The following is a 23,457-nucleotide window of genomic DNA, read 5'->3' as shown; positions in this document are numbered from 1 at the left end:
TTTAATAAACTCTGTTCGATGAGCTTAACTATGGCGCAAGTCGGTCGATGTCCCAGCAGTTATCTTGGCGAGAGAAAAGGAAACGATCGTGCAGACGGTGCTCGCCGCCTTGCCAAAACTCAATGCTGTCGACTCGAACACGGAAGCCACCCCAGAAACTTGGCACTGGGATTTCACCCTTAGCAAATTTCTGTTTCAGCTCCAGGTATTTGCCTTCCAAGATGCCACGCGCCGAAATGCGGCTGCTCTGCTTACTTGCGATTGCCGCCAGTTGGCTCTCTTTTGGACGAGAAGAGAAGTACTTCATGTTCTCGACAGCACTCAGCTTCTCTGCGGTACCAGTAATGTGTACTTGGCGCTCAAGTGGGTGCCAAGGGAAGTGCAGGCTGATCTTACAGTTGTGTTCTAACTGCTGCGCTTTACGGCTGCCTAGGTTAGTGTAGAAAACGAAACCTTGTTGATCGACATTCTTTAGCAACACAATACGCTGAAAAGGTTGGCCGTCCTTATCGACCGTGGCAACCGTCATCGCAGTTGGGTCGGTAAGTTTGGCTTCGATAGCCTGCTCAAGCCAAAGGTTAAATTGGTCAATAGGATCAGCCGCTAAATCTTTGCGTCTCAATCCACCCTGAGCATATTCACGGCGAATATCTTTCAGTTCCATTTCGTTGCTCCTTTTCATTTTTTTGTGATTCTGCGCTTTCGCTTGGGGAAATTCAAGCCCATGCTCCCTGATTGTGTTGGCTATTAGGTTCGGTGTTACCAAGATCTCGGTACTTTGATAGCCATGTTGCTAATCTATATACACTTTCAACCAGCTCTGAGTTCACCTTGGCCAACAAAATATCCCGTTTTTTCACCCCTTTTGTTATCGCTTCACTGTCACTCGGCGCTGCGGGCTTTGCTGCCACACATTTATTAGCCGAGCAGTATCAGCAGCGACTGGTTCGAGAACAACTGCAAGAGGCAGCGAACAAAGCCAATCTTCAGCTCGATTCTGAGATCGCCAAGTTCAAACAAGTGCCTGCGATTTTGAGTCACGATCCTCGCATACTCGGGTATTTTTCAGGGCAAACTTCCGCACAGCAACTCAACCTATTGCTAGAAGACTGGGCGAGCCAAAGCTTGGCCGACACCATTTATATCCACGATGATAGCGGCACCGTTGTCGCATCGAGTAACTATCAAGATCCGAAGACCTTTGTTGGTGAAAACTTTGCGTTTCGCCCCTACTTCACGCAAGCGATCAACGGTCTCAGCTCTCAATACGTTGGGCTTGGTGCGAGATCGAACGTTCGCGGCTACTTTCTCTCTTCTCCCTTATACGTGAAACAAGAGATTGTTGGGGTATTGACGGTAAAAGTGAGTCTAGAAAACATTGAAGAGATACTAACCAGCGATGGTTTCGACATTGTGGTACTCGACAACAACCAGGTCGTATTTCTCTCAAGCCAGCCACAATGGCTCTACCACTCGCTGCAACCATTGACTCCAACTCAGCAACAACAGATTGCCGAGCAGCGTCAATATGGGCTAGATAAAATCACCTTGATTGACGACTTTCTCAATCTACCGCAAGCCAGTACCGCATTACCGTCTCAAAAAATGAGTCAAATGGGCGCATTCAACATCTACCCTGCTGCAACCAGTAGCCAGCAATATCAAGTTGTTGCTCTCAAAGGCCGCGACACTGAGATGAAAAAAGTCATGCAAATCGACGTGATATTCTTGGTGATATACAGCCTAGTATTGTTGATCGCTTGGTCATGGCGTCAAACCTACAAAGCCAAAGTCGCACTCACCACGCTCAACCATAAGCTCGAAGAGACAGTCAACAAGCGTACCCTTTACCTACAGCAATCAAATCAGCAGCTACAGCAGACCATACATCAATATCAAGAGTCTCAAAGCAAACTCAAACAGACAGAGCAAGAGCTGACACAAACCGCCAAGCTCGCCGTATTGGGCGAGCTTTCCGCGAGTATCAACCACGAGATAAATCAGCCGCTAGCCGCCTTAAGAACTTACAGCGAAAACAGCCTCAAGCTCCTTGAAATGGGGCGCGATGATATGGTGAAAGGCAATTTGGAAAAAATGCTCGCGCTCAACTTATCCATCACCGACATCATCGCGCGTTTAAAAGTCTTTACCCGTAAAGTGACCAAGCAAGAGAACCACACCGCCAACCTTCATCAAGCGGTCAACAATGCCACTGGGATCTTGAGTGCCCTACTGATCAAACACGGAATTACACTGCGAATGACCTCGATCAGTGACGATATCCAGGTCGCGATCCACCCAACCGAGTTAGAGCAAGTGTTAGTGAATTTGATTCACAACGCCGCCCAAGCTCTGCATCAGCAACCTAGCCCTCAGATCGGCCTTGAGTGGAAGCTCGAATCTCAAGTTTGCGTTCTTGATATTTGGGACAACGGTGTCGGCTTACCCAAGTCAAAGTTATCGCAACTGTTTGACCCCTTCTTCACCACTAAACCAGAGGGGCTAGGGCTTGGTCTATCGATTTCAAAGCGGATTATTGAAGCGTATCACGGCACCATCACAGCAACGCGGCGCGAGCCTTGTGGCATGGTATTCTCACTAAGAATTCCCTTGCACAACGCATGCAATAACACCTCAAGCACTGATTAAGAGTGCTGATGATAATGACTGATAACAAGGAATGTCGCTTTGACAACCATGCCTGCACTCTATTTTATTGACGACGAACCTGCGATTCGAGATTCCGTAGAACAAGCAATGCTCATTGAAGGCATTGAGGTTCACTGCTTCCCCAACGCTGTAGAGGCGCTAAAACAAATCCCGTTGACCCAGGCGGGAGTCGTCATCACCGATATACACATGCCAGTGATGGATGGCATTCAATTTACTGAGCAGCTTTTAAAGCACAATCCGAATTTTCAAGTGATTGTTCTAACTGGGCATGGTGACGTCCAAACCGCCGTTACCGCAATGAAAGTGGGCGCATGTGACTTTCTTGAAAAGCCGTTTGTTGTTGATGCTCTGATGGCTGCGATTCACAAAGCCGCAGATAAATTGGCTCTGGTTGAAGAGAACAACCTCCTGCGCAAAGAGCTGGCAATGCAGACCCATGTCGGCCCTAAGCTGATTGGTCAGTCACCTTCTATGGTCGCTCTGAGACGTGATTTAATCACACTCGATATAACCAAAGACCCGATGATCATTTTCAAAGGGGACATTGGAACGGGCAAGCGCATTACGGCGCAGTACACCCACGATTTGCACAGCCAGCAAAGGGGAGAGCTCTACCCTATCGCAGCGTTCAACCTGCCTAAATCGGATCAAGAGACCTTTTGCGAGTTTCTCAAGCAACTCTGTGTAAAGCATCGTGGAGGAACTCTCTATATCCGTGAAACAGAAGTATTAATGTCTCAGCAATGGGAGTGGTTCAAGCAAGTAAAATCAACGCTGCTTCATGAAAACGAGTGCAATTCAAATGCAACTTGTATCATTATCGCATCTACAATTGTACCCGCTACAATTAAAGGGGAGTTTCGTCAATTTGAGCTGTTGCCACTGGCCAAAAGACCCGAAGACATCGGTTCGCTGTTTAAGCATTTTGCGCGAGGTGCAGCGAGTCGATATCAGTTGCCGCCACCAATCATCACCAAACAAGATATAGAGAGGCTGATCGCCAAGCCGTGGCCTGAGAACTTACGCCAACTGCGCCAAGAGGCCGAGCTTAGAGTTCTCACACAAGCAAAGCAACCAGAAGATTCGGAACAAGGTCGGAATGGTGAAGACGAAGAGACGTCCGACACACAAATCAAGCAGCTCTCATTAAGTGAACGAACGGACAACTTTGAACAGATCATTTTAATAGAAGCGTTGCACCGTCACCAAGGCATGCTCAAAGAGGTTCAACAAGAACTGCAAGTCTCTCGTAAAACACTTTATGACAAGCTGCGTAAGCACCAATTGGATAAAACAGATTTCAAAAATCGATAGTTGATTAAATATTTATAAATACAACGCTTTATGGGAACAAGATCTTAACATTTCTTAGAAGTAAGAATACACTCAATAGGCTTGCACTAAATTTCGCAGACAAGGATTGTTATGAGCCAACAAAGTTACAACAAGCTGAACGATACCGAACTTGAGTATGTCGATGATAAAACAGCGGCACTGTTACTCAACACGCCAACCAGCGCGCGGATAATGTTGTGGGTTATCGTTCTATTCTTTGTTGCTGCGATCGGATGGGCAGCTTGGGCAGAGATTGACAAAGTAACTGTCGGCCAAGGTAAAGTCATTCCCTCCTCTCAAATTCAAGTTGTCCAAAACCTTGAAGGTGGCTTAGTTAAAGAGATCTTAGTAAAAGAAGGTCAACAGGTACAAAAAGGTCAACAACTGCTCCTAATCGATGATACGCGTTTTCGTTCTGACTTCCGTGAACGCGAACAGCAGGTGGCTAACCTTACGGCAAGCGTACTAATGCTTTCTGCCTCTCTCACCAGTGTGGTGATTGATGAAAACTTCTCCGTCGATAACTGGAAACAGAGTGTCACCCTCAACTACGGAAAACTGGCCTTCCCACCACAGTTTATTGAACGTCAACCGGACTTGATTCAACGCCAAAAAGCCGAATACCGCCAAGACCTTAACAATCTACGTAACCAACTGTCTGTGTTTGAACAACAAGTCGCGCAGAAGCAACAAGATTTAGTCGAGGTTAGAGCCCGTGTCGACAACCTACGTCAAAGCTACAACTTTGCTCGCAAAGAGTTAGATATCACCAAGCCACTCGCTGACGAGGGTGTGGTGCCACGTATCGAGCTGCTTAAACTGCAGCGCCAAGTGAACGATACGCGTCGTGAGCTAACCTCTAGCGAACTAAAAATCCCTGTACTGCGCTCGGCCATCAAAGAGTCCATGCTCAGCCGCGTCGACGCAGCACTGAAATTCCGCTCTGAACAGCAAGAGAAGCTAAACCAAGCGCAAGATAAGCTCTCTGCTCTTACCGAATCCGCTGTTGGCTTGGAAGACCGAGTCAATCGAACGGTAGTTATCTCCCCTGTCACAGGTACCGTCAAAACATTAGGTATCAATACCGTTGGCGGTGTTATCCAACCAGGTATGGATATTGTCGAAATTGTTCCAACTGAAGATTCACTGCTTGTGGAGGCTAAGATCGCCCCACAAGACATCGCCTTTTTACGTCCAGAGTTACCCGCCATTGTTAAGTTCAGCGCTTATGACTTCACTAAGTACGGAGGCCTAGAAGGCGTGCTGGAACACATCAGTGCCGACACCACTCAAGATGAAGAGGGTAATAGCTTTTACATCGTGCGTGTGCGCACCGAAAAGTACAGCTTTGGACACAATGAAGAGCTGCCGATTATTCCGGGTATGACGGCGTCAGTTGACATTATTACTGGCAAAAGAACCGTTCTAGATTACATGTTGAAGCCGATACTTAGCGCTCAAAACAATGCATTGAAAGAGTAAGGGGGTGTGATGTTTACCCCTTTTAACGCAGATGACTGCCACAGTAACAAGGCAGTTTACTAATGAAGCTTCGTTCCGCGATTGCGTTACTCGCTCTAATATCGTCTTGTGCTTCATTTGCTTTGAACACAACTGAGCAACGCTGGGTAAGTGCGGTCTCTGAAATCTATGGGCAACGAGCCGCTAAACGAGTCGAGACTTGGCTCTCGAACATCGCGCTGTTTAGCACACAAAGTGAGACTGAAAAACTGGAATCGGTCAATCGATTCTTCAACCAGCTCTACTTTGTCGACGATATCGTTTTGTGGGGCAAGAAAGATTACTGGGCCACACCACTCGAGTTTCTGGGCAGTAATGCAGGTGATTGTGAGGACTTCACCATCGCCAAATACTTCTCGCTACTGGAGCTTGGTGTCCCTGACAAAAAACTGAGACTGGTCTACGTAAAAGCGTTGGAGCTCAACCAGTTCCACATGGTACTGGCCTACTACTCCACACCCAGTGCAGAACCAGTCATTTTGGATAACCTAAATCCAGAAATTAAGCGAGCGTCAACACGCCGAGACTTACTACCGGTATACAGCTTTAACGGTAAAAACCTATGGCTAATGAAGTCTTCAGCAGGAAACGGACAGCTTGCAGGTAAATCATCCAGATTGAGCTTGTGGAACGATCTTCGTTCGCGCGAGCGCTCTCTAAAATTAAACAAACCCATTATCAATTACGATGAGTAGGTACAATGACTTTATATAAACAGCTTGTAGTCGGGATGGTAGCGGTCTTTATATTGCTGATGACATCAGTATTTATGATCGAATTTAATACCACTCGAGGCCACCTAGAGGCACAACAACGCTCTGAGGTAAGCAACACCATCAATACCGTTGGTTTAGCGCTAGCTCCTTACCTTGAGGACAAAGACCCGATCGCGGTTGAGTCAGTCATCAATGCATTGTTTGATGGCAGCTCCTACTCCGTCGTGAGACTTATCTTCCTTGATAGTGGCGACGATATTCTACGTTCATACCCGGTAAAACCGAGCGCTGTACCAAGCTGGTTTACTTCACTCGATCTGTTTGAACCAATTCATGACCGTCGTGTTATCACCAGTGGTTGGATGCAGTTAGCCGAAGTGGAAATTGTTAGCCACCCTGGCCCTGCATACGCACAGCTTTGGCAATCCTTTACTCGCTTAGCAACCGTCTTTGCTCTCATCTTTGTAATTGGTTTATTGGCGATTTCATGGATCGTAAAACGATCATTGAAACCTCTGGACTTGATCATCGCTAAAATGAACCAGATCGCGAAGAACCAGTTTGGTGAACCCCTCGCACGACCAAAAACCAAAGATCTGATCCTGGTTGTCGATGGCATTAACCATATGTCGACTCAGGTTGAACAGGCTTTCAAAAACCAAGCGCAAGAAGCACAACGTCTACGTGAGCGCGCTTATATCGATCCTGTATCACAACTCGGTAACCGCGCTTACTACATGTCTCAGCTTAATCAATGGTTAGCAGAATCCAGTGTCGGTGGCTTAGCGGTTCTTCAGGCTCAATTCATTGCCGACGAATACGATGACAAGGGCTACCAAGAGGGCGATGCGTTAGTCCACGACTTAGCAGAGCACCTACAAGCCTCTATCTCATCACCAGATCTAACCATGGCGCGTATTTCAAAAGACGAGTTCGGCTTTATCTTGCCAAATATTGATGAAAGCGAACTTAAACTCATTGCTGACAGCATCGTTAACTGCGTTCAAGGATTGGGCTCAGATCCAACGGGAACCGCTCGTGCGAATATCTCACTCGGTGTCACTCACAGTAGCCAAAGCAAGACCAGCACAGAGATCATGTCGCTGGTGGATAATGCACTCTCAGTAGCAAAAGCGAACCGTGAGATGACCTACGGCTACATTACTGCTGATGATCACGGCGCAGTAATGGGCAAACAACAGTGGCGTACACTGGTTGAAGAAGCGATCATCAACGATCTCTTCACCTTCCGTTTGCAAGCTGCTAATAACAGCTTCGGTAAAACCTTCCACCAAGAAGTGTTCTCAGCAATTGAAAAGGATGGGGTTCGCTACAGCGCTGCTCAATACCTGTTTGCGCTTGAGCAACTCGGTGCCAGCCATGAACTCGATCAGTACGTAATCGAGAAGATGATTGAGAAGCTACATGCCAAAGAGATCACCACGCCTGTGGCTATCAACATCTCAGCAAGCAGCATCTCTGAGCCAAGCTTCATCCGTTGGGTTGGTGAGACACTTAGCAAGAATGCGTCTATCAGCCACATGCTGCATTTTGAGATCCCTGAGAACTGTTTTGTTAATGAACCGCACTACACGGCACTGCTTTGCACTGCAATACGCAATACAAACGCAGTATTCGGTGTGGACAATTACGGTCGTAACTTCCAATCTCTGGAATACATTAATGAGTTCCGTCCAGGTTACGTTAAGTTGGATTACCTCTACACCCACAACTTGGACGATGAAAAACAGAAATTCACCCTAACGTCGATCTCCAGAACGGCCCACAACTTGGGTATCACCACCATCGCCTCACGTATCGAGACTCAAACACAGCTCGATACATTGTCAGATAACTACGTTGAAGTGTTCCAAGGCTTCATCGTTGATAAGTAGTAAGGTGGGTATTTAATGCAAGATCCATTACTGAATTCGCTGATATACGTCAGCCGATACTACGGTCTAGCAAACTCTCCAGAGGCGCTCATTAATGGGCTGCCTCTTGCAGATGGCAAACTTACTCCTTTCTTGTTTCCTCGCTCTGCTGAGCGTGCGGGGCTAGTTGCCAAGGAGAACCGCGCGAACCTTGAGAGTATTCCAGAGCTGATTCTGCCCGCGGTACTGCTTCTCAAGCAGGGTGAAGCATGCGTTCTCAACCGAATTGATTTTCAGAAACAAGAAGCGGAAATCATTACCGCTGAAAGTGGCATGGTGCCGATTCTCATTCCTTTGGAAGAGTTAAAAGCGCAGTTTATTGGCCGCTACTTCTTAGTTAAAAAGCAGTTTCGTTATGATGAGCGCTCGCCTGAGATTCTAAAAACACGTCACGGCCACTGGTTCTGGGGCACGATCTGGGAGTCCAAAAAGATCTATCGTGATGTGTTAATCGCCTCAATTCTGATAAACCTATTTGCGATTGCTGCGCCGATGTTTACGCGCTTGGTGTACGACAAGGTCGTTCCCAACCTCGCCTTTGAGACGCTTTGGGTACTGGCGAGTGGTATCTTTGTGGTGTTCATGTTCGACCTCCTTCTCAAGTTAATGCGCAGCTACTTCATAGACATTGCAGGTAAAAAGTCCGACATCCTGATCTCATCCAAGCTATTTAGTAAAGTTTTGGGGATTCGTATGGAAGCTAAACCCGCTTCCGTCGGTGCTTTCGCAAAGAACTTGCAGGAATTCGAATCGATTCGTGAGTTCTTCACTTCCGCTACGATTGGCTCATTGATTGATCTCCCTTTCGCAATTCTGTTCCTAACGCTGATTTGGCTAATGGCCGGCGATCTGGTTTACGTACCAATTGTTGGTGTAGTGATTTTGGTCATCTACGCCATCATCATTCAGGGGCCGCTGCGCCGTACCATTGAAGAAGGCTCTCGTCTCGCTTCCCAAAAGTACGCGAACCTTATCGAAAGCTTAGCGGGTTTAGAAACGGTTAAACTCTTCAGCGCGCAAAGCCAATTCCAGTTCCGTTGGGAAGAAGCCGTTGCACACATGGCAAACTGGAATATTAAGAGCCGAAGAATTACAGACAGCATTCAAAACACCGCTGGTTTTGTTCAGCAAAGTACCAACGTGGGTATGATCATCTTTGGTGTTTACTTGATTGCCGAAGGCGATCTCACTATGGGTGGTTTGATTGCAGCAACTATGTTGAGCGGACGAGCGATTGGTCCATTAGTTCAACTGTCTATCTTATCGACTCGCTACAACCAAGCTAAGTCTTCAATGACTTTGATTGAGCAAGTCATGGCTATGCCTGATGAACAAGAAGAAGGTAAGCGTTATATCCATCGTCCTATCATTCAGGGCCATATCGCTCTGGATAAAGTGACCTTCCACTACCCTGACTCACCTATCGCTTCGGTACGCGATCTCAGCCTGACCATTACCCCAGGAGAGAAGGTCGCAATCATCGGTCGTATTGGTTCAGGTAAGACAACGCTAGAACGTCTCATTATGGGCCTGTATAAGCCGACAGAAGGCCATGTACGCATTGATGATACCGATATGGAGCAACTACACCACGTCGACGTACGTCGCAATATAGGCTGCGTGCCGCAAGACAGTAACCTGTTCTATGGCTCAGTTCGTGACAATATTACGCTAGGTCGTCCATTGGTAGACGACCGTGATGTCATGGATGCTGCCAACCGAGCAGGTGTGACAAACTTTACTCAGCAAGACCCTGCGGGCTTAGAGCGTCAAGTGGGTGAAGGCGGCGGATTACTTTCAGGTGGTCAACGTCAAGCCGTAGCTATCGCTCGTGCTTTCTTAGGTCGTCCTCCAGTACTGTTAATGGATGAACCAACCAGTGCTATGGATAACCGCTCAGAGATGCACATCAAGCACCAACTTAATCAGCTGTTGCCAAGTGAAACACTTATCCTAATCACGCATAAAACGTCAATGTTAGATGTAGTCGACCGCGTGATTGTAATGGAGAAAGGCTGCATCATCGCTGACGGACCGAAAGCCAAAGTACTGTCGGATCTTAAGCAAGGTAAAGTAAGAGCCGTTAGCTAAATAGACTCTCTTAATAGAACGCAAAAAGGAGCCAGTGGCTCCTTTTTTTATTCTTGTTTTTCTCTAATAAGGAGAAGTGAGTGCTATTGCTATAGCTGCTCCCCAATATCTTCTTTCTCCATTTTGAAGGAACATTGAATCTCGTATTGATTGAACGAGAATACGCTGCCGCCGTGAGTGCGCTTAGTGGTAACTGTCTCATCTCCATACTGAATGGTTACGCGGGTATAAACCTTTTCATGTGCTTCTACCGTGCACTCTTCAAGTAAGGTATCAAACTCAGCTTCCAAGTTATCTATTTGCTGTTTGGTTGACTCAATGGCTTGATTGTTTTGCTCTTTCATCGACTCGATGCGCTGTGCCTCTTCGTCAGTGCGCTCCGCCTTGGGTCTCTTTTTGAACTCCAATTCTTGTCGAATCACATCCATTGTTTTCTCTTGCGCAGTCTTATACACGTCCCTCAGTTCCGTCATTTTCTGCTTATAGCTATCATAACGGGCAAAACAGTGAACCTTGGTTGCTGTATCGCCCTCAACGCCGAGGAACACACATTCAACCTTACCTCCAACTTTGGCTTCACCGCCGCTCAAGGTGCCATGCTTTTTCATACCATCGACGACAATCAAATCATGACCACAACGTATCTCGTTACTCATGCTGTGAACGGACAGTCGAATATCAGTACCCGCTTGCAGCTCTGAATACTGAGCATAGCTCGCTTCGATTGAACCCTTGGTCAACACTTTGCAACTTTTGCACTCACCCTCTTTGACGGTATGACCGATGATACCTTTCGCAACTTTGATGTCCCCTTGTGCCTGCACCTCGGCAGATTCAATAAAGCCACCGACAGTCACGCTGCCTGTTGCCTTAACCACCATGCCAGGATCGATATTGCCAGAGACAAACACATTGCCTTTAAACTTCACGTGGCCCGTTGCCACACTCACGCTGTTTAGACACAAGGCCTCATCGACCTCAATGGTGCGTTCTTTAATGAGTGGTAATCCAGAGCAGTTGGCGACAAGAAGATTTGGATCGTCAGATGAGATAGTCGTTCCTTTTCCAGGTTTTAGCAGGCTATCTTTTCCCGGAAGTGGAGGTAGGAGTTTTCCTTGAACAGTGAAACCAGCGGTACCTTTGGTGGCTGGCGTTCGCCTCATCACGGGGTCGTTTTCACCGACGGTGATGGTTTCACCCAGATCGCGCATATCAATTTTGCCAGAGTCTTTACTGCGCGGTTTAAGAACTTGGTGGGTAATGTCAGGCACGAGAGCTTCAAACTTTGCATCTTTGCCTTTTACTGGCTGTTTGCCTTGCGCCACCGCTTGGGTAAACTTCTCTCCCGCCTTAAGTTTGTTGCTCATCACCAGCACCTTTTTCAGTGCGAGTTTATTGATGCCTTTGGTTACGTGAGCCTGAGCAAGCGCGTGTACAATCTCTGCGCCTCTTAGCCCTCGCCCTGCATAAGCGCCGGTGACAGTAATACTGGCAAGCATCTCATCATCAGACAACTCTACAACCATACTGGCATTACGCATTTGCGCTACAGCGACGCCTTCGTATGCTTCTCCTTTGCCCTCTTTTGCTAAGTTAACAAAGCGAATAACTTCATCTTCTAAAGGATAGAATTGCTGGGCTTCCAACTTCGCCAGTGATGCCGGTAACTCTTTCTGGTCAAAATTGCTATCCACGACAAAGCCTGATTGCAACCGTGCAATCACTTCTTTTCCATCCTCAGACAATGTAACTATGTTGTCCCACATACGACTGCCACTTCCTTAGCAAAAAAGTATGATTTCAGTTTATAGAAGATACTGTTTTGTGAACATATTCCTTTCTCAATAACAAGGGATAAGTCACTTTACTGAACATATTCTCAATATTGAGCTACTACACTTCAATTAGCAACTTATTGACTTAACGCATTAAATCGATCTAACCACCGTCAGTTATGGCTGATAATGTGGACACTGTCAGACAGGTCTATGAGAGAGAATCAGGGGAGTGAATTTATTGCCGCTAGTACAAATCAGCAATAATTCAAGTTGGCAAAGGAAGGGCAAAACAGCCGATATGAAAAACGAGTTTACAGTGTAAATTGAGTCGTAGTTCAGTTTACACTGTAAATCGATGAGTAGGGTGAATTAGAGGCTGTCTCTATTTACACTGTAAATTTGAAAGCAGCAATCCAAGATCCTGACGAAGAGCGGATTCAGTTTGCTTGCGACCGGCAAGATTGGTCAATTCAGAACACTGACTCCATGACTTTTTCTGAACAACTTTCCAAAGCAACAAGTCTGTCACTTGATGAAGGCTCGATTTATCCAAGCCGTAGATCAAGTTCTCAAGCATAAAGCCGACACTGTCAAAACCATTTCCTCCCTCAACGTAGTGATCAAGCAAAGACGAATTTTCTATACTCGACGAGTTGCCAGGTTGAGAGGCAATCAATGAACGTACGATAGAAGTCTCCAATGACGCATATGTCGTCGACAGTAGATAACGCAAGCTCGAGTCAAAGTGAAGATTCACCTTAGCAATCCAATCACAACTGTTTTCATTCAAAGCTCGGCACATCAATAGTGAATGACAGCCGCTAGATTGATCGCGCTGATGGCCAAGGTGAACAGAGACAAAGTCGTTGCTACACCAAAAATCGATAAGCTCGTGAGTCGCACCAAAGCTCGTTGCCAAATAATCAAAATCAATATTTAGCCTCACTAAATGACCAATCATTTGCTGCCCTACTCCACGACCTTGAATATCAGGGTGAACAGCAATTCTCATGATCCTAAGACATTTCTCAACTCCAGCCTGATGAACTCCTAAATGATTAGCGATAAGTGTTGGTGCTAGATGACCGCGAGGGCGACGCTTTCCAAGTTGAACGTCTTTGATAAGCTCATCATCCAAAGCGCCCTCTTCAACCGTCAAAACACAACCCAAACACTGCTTATTTGAAAACAGTGCATGCAGTGACATTTCTGGGTTATCCAAAAGTTGAATCAAATCATTGGGAGACGTTTGATAATGAGCACTGACTAGTAAGCCAAAACATTGAGTCAGTATTGTTGGGTTGTCGAGTAACGACTGCTTATCAAATTGATGCCAGGACAATTCATCAGAGTTAAGCTCAACATCTTCAGGCAACACGTTGATATCAGAATCCAGTAAGAAAGTCTCAAACAGCCAATCTTCCAAAGGATCGTTTACGTTCCAACGTATAGGTTGTTCAAGTTTAAATGAGCGCCAATTCGGACGATGCTCAGAGAGCCACTTTTCAAACTTGATACCAAAGCCACGCCCACTCCCCTCATAACCATGCACCGTGGTTGAGAAAACCATACGATGATAACGCTCGACCATACGCTTCAACATTGGCAGTGGGATTGCAGCCGCTTCATCAACCAACAGAAGGTCACAATCAGGCTGAGTTCTGAGTACTTCGTCAGGTGCAACAAAAACGATTCTGCTTTTGCCGCTAACGAGTGTATGACGGTTCTCCATCGAAGCGTTCGGTAGTTGCTGTTGCGCGTGTTCAAACAGAGGTTGAACAGCCTTAACGTTGGGCGCTGTGACGACGATAGTAACGCAGTCTTTTGACTTCATAATATTGGCCGAAGCGATCCCCAGAGCTGAACTTTTACCGCGACCGCGATCAGCCGTTAGAACTAAGGGGCGTTTACGATGACCAAACATGACCTTTTCTATCGCTTCAATCGCGTGCTTTTGTTGCGCGTATTTATCGAAGCCATCAGGTGCAATTATCGTGTCAGGTAGTGTGGGAGGTTCCGACTCTTTTGACGGAGCTTGCTGAGATAAACCGATGAGCTTATCAAACTGAAGCTTTAGCCAAACATCAGACAACGCTTTATTGCTTGAAGAGGCGAACGGATTGTTATTTAAAGCCCCGTCAGTTTTTGAAAAAGTCGTATCACAATCTGTTGGTGGAATAATAAAAAGAAGCCCTCCTCCAACTAACGCACCTGACGCAGCGGTAAAGCTGTTTGCATCAAATCCAGCTTTAAAATCACAAATCAAAACTTGGCACTCTTGGCCCAGTAACTGCTGCCCTTTATTAAACGCAATCGTAGTAGCGCCGGGCATATTCAGGTCACCCAAAACGAACGCCTTGTTGCCATCTAAATTGGAGTTATCTGAGTTTGAGTTATTTAAATAAGTGAGATAAGACTGCAGCTCATTGGATTGCCACGCTTCATCGCCTTCGAGTAGGACGCCGTAGCGGTGGTTATTATGAAAGGCAATCGTCGAGAGTTGAGTTAAGAAAGGAAGAGTCGTCATAAATTGTGTCCACATTCATCTAAACACAGTTTATCACAGGTAAAGAAAAAGCCGCATCAAGCGGCTTTTAATTGATTTACTAAGAGCTTAGTTAAGCTTAGATTGAACAAAAGCGAGGATCTCTTCCATCGTCGCATCATCCACTTTTTTAAGGTTCAATGCTAGGTTGGCACCTTTACGGCTATAAGAAGCGCGACCTTTAACCAGTTCAACTTTTGGTGTGGCCTTTTTCGCTGGTGCTGGCGCTAGTTCAGAAATCCAGTTCTCTAGCGTTTCAGTCACATCTTTTGTCAAACGAGTAACACCTTGTGCATCGCTACGCTGCCAAACAAAACCATCAGTAGCATCACATTTAGTTAGTAAGCTTTGTTGCTGCTCTTCATTCAAAGCGCCAAACTGTTTGTGAAGTTTTACGATAGTTGGACGACCCAAGTCACTCACATTTGGGTAAGCTTGTAACAACTCCAATGGAAGCGACGCCGCTTTTAATGCACCACTCACTAACGCTTCACTACACTGGAACATTTTCGCCAGTGCTTTTTGATCTTCAGCTTCGCCTTTGTCTAGCTTAGCTTGCATCTCTTTACCTTTCTCATATAGAGAAAGAGGCTTGTGCGCATTCGCAACGTCAGAAAGGAACTTTGCGTGTTCGCCGTTAATGTTCTCAGCAACATAGATAAGGAACTCTTTGTCCGCAAGAATACAAGACATACGACGACGGCTACCGTCTAGAACCTCAATCTTGCCATCTTTGTTCTTGCGACCAACGGCTGGGTATTGTTGTCCACGCTCTTTGAGTGTGGTTAAAACGTCAGAAAGTGCATGTTCGTTAAGAAAAGATTGCTCACGAGCATTCTCTTCAAAGACCACGGTCTGCGTTGCCACTTTATCAGCAGGAATACGAACAAGCTCAAAAGACACCATTTGTTCACCAGCAACAGCCAGTTCAATCACTTGAGCCTGCTCTTTTGCTGCCGTTTGAGCTTCTTGAGGAGTCGCTACTCGGCGCTTATTCGCTTTACCAAATAGCTTTGCATTTAAGTCAGATGTTTTAATTGCCATGTTGATTATCCCTGATTAAGTGAAGGCCAGTTGCTGTGTAATACACGCTCTAATTCGAGAGCACTCTTTTGAACGGCATCTTGAGCGACAGCCAGTGTCTTTTTACCGCCTTCAAAATCACTTGTCGTTAAATCAAAAACTGTGCTGTAAGTATCGGCACACGTTTCAAATGCGCGGCTACGAGGAATTGTTGCCATCATAACTTGATCATTCAACAGGTAGTTCATTTCTGTTAATACAGAAACCTGTTTCTTGTTGTCATCTTCAAACATGGTTGGCATCAAGCGAATGAATTCAAGGCCTTTCCAATCGTCCGGGAACATTTCGTAAACCGTCGGTAGGTGCTGGAAGAAGTTAACGGTTGATGCCCAGTCAAGACGCTTAGCAGCACATGGAATCAATAGTGCGTTAGACGCGTACATTGCATTCCATACTAGCGGGTCAACGTGTGGACCGGTATCAATCATGATCACGTCAAAATCATCAGCAATTTTATCAATCAGCTTCTCTTTCAATAGACGAACAATATCTAGAGATTGGTCTTGAGACAGACTCTGCCATGCTTCCGCGTTGAACATTGCATCTTCAGGGAACGCAGACACCGTTTTCAAGTTCGGGTACTGCGTTGGAAGTAGAACATTTTTATGTAAGAACGCCGAATCCACTTCTTGGCCTTCTGGCACATTATCCAACATGATATCAACAGCCGAATAGATGCTGTCATGCTCTGTACCACTGATTTGTGGGTTCAAAAACAGACGCAAAGAGCCTTGTGGATCAAGGTCAATCAAACAGATACGGTAACGCTTATCCAAGTTAAGAGAGAGACAAGCAGCCAAATGTACCGCTGTCATTGATTTACCCGTTCCACCCTTCTGGTTCTGAACGTTAATAATCCAAGGTTTATTGTCTGCGTGTTTCTTGCGTTCGTGGAACTTAGCTACGCCAGCTGCATCCATTAGCATGTGTGCTTCGGTAAGAGAAATCGAGTAATGGTTGGCGTTATTTTTTGTGAACTGATGGCCTTCCGATTCAAGCTTAGTGATCGCTTCGTCTAGTTTACGACGAGTTAGACCTGAGCGTGTCTCCATCATTGCCTTAGACATTGGAGGAAAGTGCTCATCACTTCGCTCCTCTAAGATGATCTCAATTCTGTCAGCCTGAACTTGTTGAGTCTGTTCGGCTAGCTGATAGAGCTTATCAATCGTTTGTTCTCTTTTCATTGCCAATTTCCGTTATGGTTAACTTAGTAAGAATTGTACAGCAAATAAGGACAAATCCAACAAAAACATGAACATCCATTTATGAGTAAAATCACATAAAATTGATTGCTTGTGTTGTTTTGTGTGCTAAGTAATGATGACAGCTGAACAAAAAATCCCCCCAAATATCCACGATAATGCGTCACCCAACTAGCCACTTTTAAAATGTTACATTGTCACCAATTTACAATGTAAATGAATTTTGGTGCATTCTCTTCGGAACGATTGAAATTCAAGCACAGATTACGGTGAATGTGATTTCTATTGAAAAAACAGGTTCTGAGGTTCTGAGGTTCTGAGGTTCTGAGGTTCTGAACAGAATTCTATGGAGTCACAGTTCAATCAAGCCTTCATGAGCAATTAAATAGAAATCGTGGCAAGCGCGATATTGGATGCAGATAGCACTGTCAGAACGGAACTATGATCAAGGAGAGTCATCATTTCATTGTTCCACAAAACCACGGTCGACGAAGCATGATCAAGGGATATTAACCCATCTCTTGATCAAGCCATTGTGCTTTTCAATAAGATCCATCTTCGGAAAAATGATCAAGTGTATATAGCTCCGGAAGCATGTAATTCTGAGTCTAAATTACGGAAGAATGTAGATAGACTGGGGTTTGAGCCCTAATTTCGAGGTTTGGCCTGAAAATTCAATCAACATATAATTGAAATACAAATGTCACTTTATTTCGTGATCATGCTTCCCCAACAGTGCCAACGATTGGCTTGAATGGAAGATTAGGTCCTTAAACCTCAAACAAGGCGAAATATTCGGCAATGACGAGCAAAACCACAGCAAATTCCCCTTTCCATGATCATCGTTCCTAATCATGTGTGACGAATTCTATTCACAATTCAGTTTCATAGGCGACGAACTCATTCCCTTCTGTGGATAAGCTGTAGAGTGCTAATGATCATGCTTTCGGAACGATAATGATCATAGTTACAATAACTTAGTGATCATCGTTCTGGCGTTTATTGATCATGCTTTCCGAATTACTTTGATCATGTTTTCGATAGTTATATGATCATGCTTTCCAGCGCTATATTTTTTTATTTCTATTATTCAGCAACTTACAAGGGGATTAACCGCCAGATCATTAGATCACTTAATCAATTAAGATCAGATTAATCAAAAAGATCAGTTATTTAAAAGATAATAAATTCTCTTTATTTATGATCATTTTTTCTTTATTCTTCAGGAACTATAGTGAAATTACGGCTAGTGTGATACGGATCAAAAATGAAACCAGATGAAAAATTACTGATTAAGGCAAGAAGCCACAAAGATGGTCATTTATTTGAGGTATCAGAAAGCGCAGTAGAATGGATAGAGCAGTATCAACACTTTAAGGGCGTTACCAAAAGTATTGTTGAGCTCCTTAATCTGATCTCCCTGCGTGGTTTTAGCAGTAAAGATGGTTATGTATCCACAACTGAAATCATTGATGCTACAGATGGTCAAGTCACTCGTGCCGCACTTCAACAACGACTACGAGCAGCCGTTAATATTGGCCTCTTCAAACAGATCCCGGTTCGCTTCGAAGAAGGTCTAGCCGGAAAAACCATGCTTCATCGCTTTGTTAATCCGAATCAATTAATCTCAGTACTCGGTGCAACTAGCTTAGTCACTGAAAGCGTAAAACAGAGCGAGAAACAGAAACGTTCTAAAGCATTGGCTCAAACGAAAGTGAATAAGCGTTTGCTGAACGAGCACGGCTTAAATACGCCACCAACGATGAAGGACGAGGCGGATCAATTTATCGTCTCACCGACTAACTGGGCTGGTATTATCGATCAAGCGTTAGCGCCACCACGCACTCGCAAAAGTTATCAAAAATCGATGGTTTCGATCTCAGGAACACGAGCTGTGATCGAGACAAGATCATCGAAAAATATCATGACTGTTGACGATCTTATGACGTTGTTTGCACTGTTTACGCTTACGGTGCAGTATCATGATCACCACCAAGATGATTATCATCTTGATGCAAAATCAACACCTAACAAAACGCCACTGTACATTACGGATATTCTTTCTCTTCGTGGTAAGAAAGACAGTGGCCCAGCACGCGACTCCATTCGCGACAGTATTGATCGTATCGAATTTACCGATTTTCAATTGCATGAACTGACCGGTCGCTGGCTGAGCGAGAATATGCCAGAGGGCTTCAAGAGTGACCGATTCCGCTTTCTAGCGCGTACTATCACAGCGTCAGAAGAGGCACCAACAGAGGGCGCTGACGGTGAAATTCGCATTAAACCTAATCTGTACATTCTTGTTTGGGAACCTTCGTTTTACGAAGAACTGCTTACTCGCGATTACTTCTTCCTGTTTCCGCCTGAAATTCTGAAGCAGCATACCTTGGTATTCCAGCTCTACTCTTACTTCAGAAGCCGTATGGCGCGTCGTCATTCCGATTGCATGTTGTTGAGTGAACTGAACCAAAAACTTGCGAGAAACATCGATTGGCGTCGTTTTTCGATGGATTTGATCCGAGAATTAAGGAAATTGGGTGAAGTCAGCGATCAAGACGATACATTCTTAGTCAATTTATGGGGTTACCATCTAACGATCACCTCAATGATCGAAAAAGATAAAACGGTCGATTACCAGGTTGATATTAAGTGCAATGTGGAGGAAGTTCTTCGCTATTCACGTGCTCGTACCACTAATGCGGGTAAGCGCAACATGGCGCCAACATTGCCAAACCCTCTGCGCAATGAAATGGTGTCGAAACAGAAGTTAGAAGAGCTGTCAGAAATTATCGATGGAGAGTTCGAGCCTATTCAGCGAAAAGCGCCTTCACCGCGCGGCAAGTTGGGGCGTCGAGTTAAGCTGAGAAAGCACTCTGTTGAGATCAATGCTGATGAAATCACCATTACTCTTTCTCGATATACCTCTCCAGAGGCTCTAGAACGTAGTATAACGGCTCTTTCCGCTATGACAGGACATTCACACGCTTCAATTAAAGAAGAGTGCTCAGAGCTTGTAGAGAAGCTTGATTGGTTGAGAGTGGCAGAGGAAGTGATTCCTTACGAAACGTTAAGCCGCACCATTGAATTGTATAACGATCGTGATACCAACAAACACCTGTCGATCGAACGCTTGATCTCCGGATTGGCTGTAAGACGTAAAGTGTGTAAGCAGATTCATGAAGGGCACTTGGACGAAAACGTCTTTCAAGCATTAGATGAGATGGCCATCGGTCACTAAGTTGATTGCTTCTGAATAGGCTAGAAGTTGACGAAATAGTGACTCGATGAATCGTTTCATGAAATTGATTGGATATTGATGGTAAACGCACCTAACGCTGACAATTCACTGACATTGAGCATGATGCCACTGGTTATTATTTATCCCGAATAGACAACCTTTTGTCCTTTCTTATGATTAATAGATTGGCTCATATTTTGTTACATCATACTGAATAGATTTTTCGCGAGTTCCACTGGAGCTCGCTTTTTTTTGCCTAAAAAATCAGTGGCTAAACGTGCCATCAAAGTGATTATTGGGCGTTGTTCTGGTCTCAGTATCGAAAGCATGATCAAGAGTGAGATCAAAATTAGCCGTGATTTCCTTGATCATCTTTCCGCGATCAATGAACGTGAGACGGTTGATTCACTTGATCACCGTTATGCGGATGATGAGTCATGAATTTTACATGGGATTCGATCAATCTTTCCGACTCGCCTTGCCAACGTGGGTCTTGTTGCTGGTTAGCAAATTCGAGCGCAAGCACGCATAAATGTTGCATACGTTTCGTGCACCAGTCGCGCAGTTCTGTTTCCGCCGCAGCATCACTCGATACCGCTTGCAGCTTACTATAAGCAAACATCACGAATTGAAAGGCTTTATCTGACTGGTCGATAGTGGATTGTTTGTAGTGGATATAAACTCGTAAACAACCATCGAGCCAACATGCAATCGCCTTACTCTGCTTGTCGTTGATCAACGGCCCCCAGATCGCATCTGGAGGCGTTAAGATCAGACTTTCAAGTTTGCTTACTTGATCATGCTTTCGAGAGCGATACCAAGTTTCGATACTCTCTAACCATGCGTCTAATTCATTCATGCAACACTATCCCAATGTTTTACAAAATGATTTTCAGCAACTTGATTCACTTGATGCTGAATAATACTGCTCCGCTCGCGTACGAGGTCGGCATCTACTGAATAGTTTGGTTCATTTTTTACTAGTTCGCCAAATGGAAGATCGGGATCCGGTACTGCTGAAATCAGCAGCTTGGTGTAGGGGTGCTGCGGGTTGGTTAGGATCGATTGAGTTGATCCCCATTCGACGATCTGCCCTTTGTACATGACCGCGGTCTCTTCTGCTATGTAGTGAGCGGTCGCGAGATCGTGGGTGATGTAAAGGAAACCGATACCGAGCTCCTTCTTCATTCTTTGCATGAGGTTTAATACGCCCAAACGAATTGATACATCGAGCATTGAGGTCGGCTCGTCAGCCAAAATCACTTGTGCGCCCACACCGAGTGCTCTTGCTAGATTAACACGCTGTCTTTGGCCTCCACTGAGCTCATGTGGGTACTTAGCCAAAGTTTCGATAGGAAGCTCGACCAGATCTAATAACTCCTTGAGGCGGCTCTCAAGCGCTTGTTTTGAGTCTACCTGTTTATGAATCTTAAGCGGGCGAGTTAGATGGTGCTCTATGGTGTGAGTCGGATTGAGTGAGCCAAATGGGTCTTGGAATACCATTTGTACCTTGCTGCGGTAATCTAGAATCTCTTTGCGACTTTTAAGCGTAGAGATGTCCTGACCGTTAAACAAAATCTCACCTTCGGTGGCAGGGTAGACCTTGGTCATCAATCTTGCACAGGTGCTTTTACCACAACCTGATTCACCCACCAACGCCAAAGTCTTCCCTGCGTAGAGGTCAAAGCTGACGCCATGTAGTGCTCTGAAAATCTCTTCTTTGCCCAGTCCACCACCGACCGTGAACTCTTTAACGACGTTCTTAACCTGAATAATTGGTTTTTGCATCATGATCTCCTAGCTCGCAATCGCGTGTGACTGTTCGTGAATATTTGGGAATGAACTCCATAGTTTTTGGGTGTACTCGTGCTGTGGGTTGTTACGGATTTCATGGGCATCGTTGACTTCGACAATCTGGCCATAGCGCATAATGGCAATGCGATCGCACAATTGGCTCATTAGCGCCAAGTCATGGGTGATGAATAGGATAGAGAAACCGAACTCTTCTCTTAGTTGGTGTATCTGTTGCAAGATCTCCCGCTGTACTACCACATCAAGCGCGGTTGTTGGCTCGTCCATGATGATTAGCTTGGGATTCAATGCTAGTGCAATGGCAATAACTAGGCGTTGTCGCATCCCACCACTAAACTGGTGAGGATACTCAGGAAGACGATTGCGAGGGATGTTGACCAGATCTAACAGCTTCTCGGCTCGGTCTTTAGCTTGCTCGTCGTTCATTCCTTTGTGATGACGAAGTACATCGGCGAACTGCTCTTGGATGGTCAATACTGGATTTAGAGAGTTCATGGCACTTTGGAACACCATGGCAATCTCGCTCCAGCGTAATGTGTTGAGTTGAGAATCGGAGAGTTTCAATAGATCTTGTCCATCAAACAAGATCTCGCCACCAGAAATAAAGGCAGGCGGCTTGTGTAGACGGTTAATGGCAAAGGCGATGGTGCTTTTGCCACACCCTGATTCACCGGCAAGGCCAAAGATTTCTCCTCTGCCAATATGGAAGCTCACAGACTTAACCGCATTGAAGTCACCATCGTCGGTGATGTAGTCGACACAGAGGTTTTTTACCTCAATCAGTGGCGCGCTTTTTAGTTCACTGGACATAGTTATCGCTCGTTATGATATTGATAATTATTATCAATATCATGTTGTACTTATAGGGAAAGTAAAGAGCTCAGAAATATTGAAGTGACTCGTAATTAATTTGTATCCGTTTGCAGGAAATTTCAGGGGAGCAAGTCGTCTGGGAGGCCACGAAAGTGAGAGTTAGATCAAACCACATTTCTTATGGGGAATCTTTTAAATGTAATGGCATAAATTCGGCTTGGCAAAGTATAAATGAGGCATTTGTTAATTAGCTTTATGAAGCGTCGGAATCATCACATTTCGGTACAGAAATTCTTAACAACAGAAATGGCATTTGCTACAGATTACCTGTCCATTACATGGTGCTTTTCGGAGGAAAACATGTCCATTAATTCAATCAACCATGATGAAATGACGAATATCGCAAACAAGTGGGATGGTGATGAAGAAGTATCCCTAAAACCAGAGAAACAGATGAAATCGGCTGAAGCTCGCCGTCGTATTGAGGCTCTTAGAGAAATTAGAGAAAGCGGTTTGAGCCTTGAAGAAGCGAGAGAATTAGGCTTGATTCATTGATCTTTGATCAGTTCTTTTAGAGCAGCGCAATGCTGCTCTATCTGTCTCATGCTCCATTATACTGCACTCTATTCCTACCACTTTAGTGAACCCCATTCACAGACTCATAAATCATAAGCTCCCCCTATTTGACACTACCATTACGCAGCACTAGTTTT

The 23,457-nt window shown here is 45.2% G+C and carries 16 protein-coding genes; 8 read left to right on the top strand and 8 right to left on the bottom strand.

Annotated elements, in window-relative coordinates:
- Positions 1–28: 28 nt before the first annotated feature.
- The gene (pdxH, locus tag OCV50_RS16270; protein ID WP_261904912.1) at positions 29–664 is read right to left on the bottom strand and encodes a pyridoxamine 5'-phosphate oxidase; all 636 of its coding nucleotides are present in this window, start codon (positions 662–664) and stop codon (positions 29–31) included.
- Between the two features lie 167 nt (positions 665–831).
- Between pdxH and OCV50_RS16265 the strand changes: the two genes are divergently transcribed.
- The 6 genes from OCV50_RS16265 (at position 832) to OCV50_RS16240 (ending at position 10,270) form a co-directional block, all read left to right on the top strand.
- Positions 832–2,649 carry a sensor histidine kinase gene (locus OCV50_RS16265; protein ID WP_261904911.1) on the top strand — a complete coding sequence of 606 codons (1,818 nt, stop codon included), beginning with the start codon at positions 832–834 and terminating at the stop codon, positions 2,647–2,649.
- A gap of 48 nt (positions 2,650–2,697) precedes the next feature.
- Positions 2,698–3,987, top strand: a complete 1,290-nt coding sequence (locus tag OCV50_RS16260) for a sigma-54-dependent transcriptional regulator (RefSeq protein ID WP_261905219.1) — start codon at positions 2,698–2,700, stop codon at positions 3,985–3,987.
- Between the two features lie 111 nt (positions 3,988–4,098).
- Positions 4,099–5,490, top strand: a complete 1,392-nt coding sequence (locus tag OCV50_RS16255) for an HlyD family type I secretion periplasmic adaptor subunit (protein WP_239839401.1) — start codon at positions 4,099–4,101, stop codon at positions 5,488–5,490.
- A gap of 62 nt (positions 5,491–5,552) precedes the next feature.
- Positions 5,553–6,224 carry a transglutaminase-like cysteine peptidase gene (locus tag OCV50_RS16250; protein WP_261904910.1) on the top strand — a complete coding sequence of 224 codons (672 nt, stop codon included), beginning with the start codon at positions 5,553–5,555 and terminating at the stop codon, positions 6,222–6,224.
- Positions 6,225–6,229: 5 nt separating this feature from the next.
- Entirely contained in the window at positions 6,230–8,140 is a 1,911-nt protein-coding gene (locus tag OCV50_RS16245; RefSeq protein WP_239839399.1) for a bifunctional diguanylate cyclase/phosphodiesterase, read from the top strand.
- Positions 8,141–8,155: 15 nt separating this feature from the next.
- Complete coding sequence (locus OCV50_RS16240; protein WP_261904909.1) at positions 8,156–10,270, top strand: type I secretion system permease/ATPase; 2,115 nt, start codon at positions 8,156–8,158, stop codon at positions 10,268–10,270.
- A gap of 89 nt (positions 10,271–10,359) precedes the next feature.
- Here OCV50_RS16240 and OCV50_RS16235 read toward each other — a convergent pair whose 3' ends face one another.
- The 4 genes from OCV50_RS16235 to OCV50_RS16220 all read right to left on the bottom strand — a co-directional run bounded on the left by OCV50_RS16235 (position 10,360) and on the right by OCV50_RS16220 (position 16,860).
- On the bottom strand, positions 10,360–12,036 hold the full coding sequence (locus OCV50_RS16235; protein WP_261904908.1) for a DUF342 domain-containing protein: 1,677 nt from the start codon (positions 12,034–12,036) through the stop codon (positions 10,360–10,362).
- Between the two features lie 394 nt (positions 12,037–12,430).
- Complete coding sequence (locus OCV50_RS16230) at positions 12,431–14,575, bottom strand: tRNA(Met) cytidine acetyltransferase TmcA (protein ID WP_261904907.1); 2,145 nt, start codon at positions 14,573–14,575, stop codon at positions 12,431–12,433.
- An 87-nt stretch (positions 14,576–14,662) separates the two neighbouring features.
- The gene (locus tag OCV50_RS16225) at positions 14,663–15,637 is read right to left on the bottom strand and encodes a ParB/RepB/Spo0J family partition protein (RefSeq protein ID WP_261904906.1); all 975 of its coding nucleotides are present in this window, start codon (positions 15,635–15,637) and stop codon (positions 14,663–14,665) included.
- A 5-nt stretch (positions 15,638–15,642) separates the two neighbouring features.
- Entirely contained in the window at positions 15,643–16,860 is a 1,218-nt protein-coding gene (locus OCV50_RS16220; protein ID WP_239839394.1) for a ParA family protein, read from the bottom strand.
- Positions 16,861–18,145: 1,285 nt separating this feature from the next.
- On the opposite strand from OCV50_RS16220, the gene OCV50_RS16215 reads away from it, so the two are divergent.
- Positions 18,146–20,119 carry a replication initiator protein RctB domain-containing protein gene (locus OCV50_RS16215; protein WP_239839393.1) on the top strand — a complete coding sequence of 658 codons (1,974 nt, stop codon included), beginning with the start codon at positions 18,146–18,148 and terminating at the stop codon, positions 20,117–20,119.
- A 382-nt stretch (positions 20,120–20,501) separates the two neighbouring features.
- Here OCV50_RS16215 and OCV50_RS16210 read toward each other — a convergent pair whose 3' ends face one another.
- The 3 genes from OCV50_RS16210 to OCV50_RS16200 are packed head-to-tail and all read right to left on the bottom strand — an operon-like array spanning position 20,502 to position 22,741.
- Entirely contained in the window at positions 20,502–20,978 is a 477-nt protein-coding gene (locus tag OCV50_RS16210; protein WP_261904905.1) for a transcriptional regulator, read from the bottom strand.
- A complete protein-coding gene (locus OCV50_RS16205; protein ID WP_239839391.1) occupies positions 20,975–21,907 on the bottom strand; it encodes an ATP-binding cassette domain-containing protein in 933 nt (310 codons plus the stop codon). The genes OCV50_RS16210 and OCV50_RS16205 overlap by 4 nt, the downstream gene beginning before the upstream one ends.
- Before the next feature lie 9 nt (positions 21,908–21,916).
- Positions 21,917–22,741 (bottom strand): ABC transporter ATP-binding protein, encoded by an 825-nt coding sequence (locus tag OCV50_RS16200; RefSeq protein WP_261904904.1) that lies wholly within the window; start codon positions 22,739–22,741, stop codon positions 21,917–21,919.
- A 363-nt stretch (positions 22,742–23,104) separates the two neighbouring features.
- Between OCV50_RS16200 and OCV50_RS16195 the strand changes: the two genes are divergently transcribed.
- Complete coding sequence (locus OCV50_RS16195) at positions 23,105–23,299, top strand: PA3496 family putative envelope integrity protein (protein ID WP_032553733.1); 195 nt, start codon at positions 23,105–23,107, stop codon at positions 23,297–23,299.
- Positions 23,300–23,457: the final 158 nt, after the last annotated feature.

Source organism: Vibrio fortis, assembly GCF_024347475.1.
Classification (GTDB): Bacteria; Pseudomonadota; Gammaproteobacteria; order Enterobacterales; family Vibrionaceae; genus Vibrio; species Vibrio fortis.
Note: the sequence above shows the minus strand (reverse complement) of the source record. Positions and strands in the feature narration are given on the sequence as shown.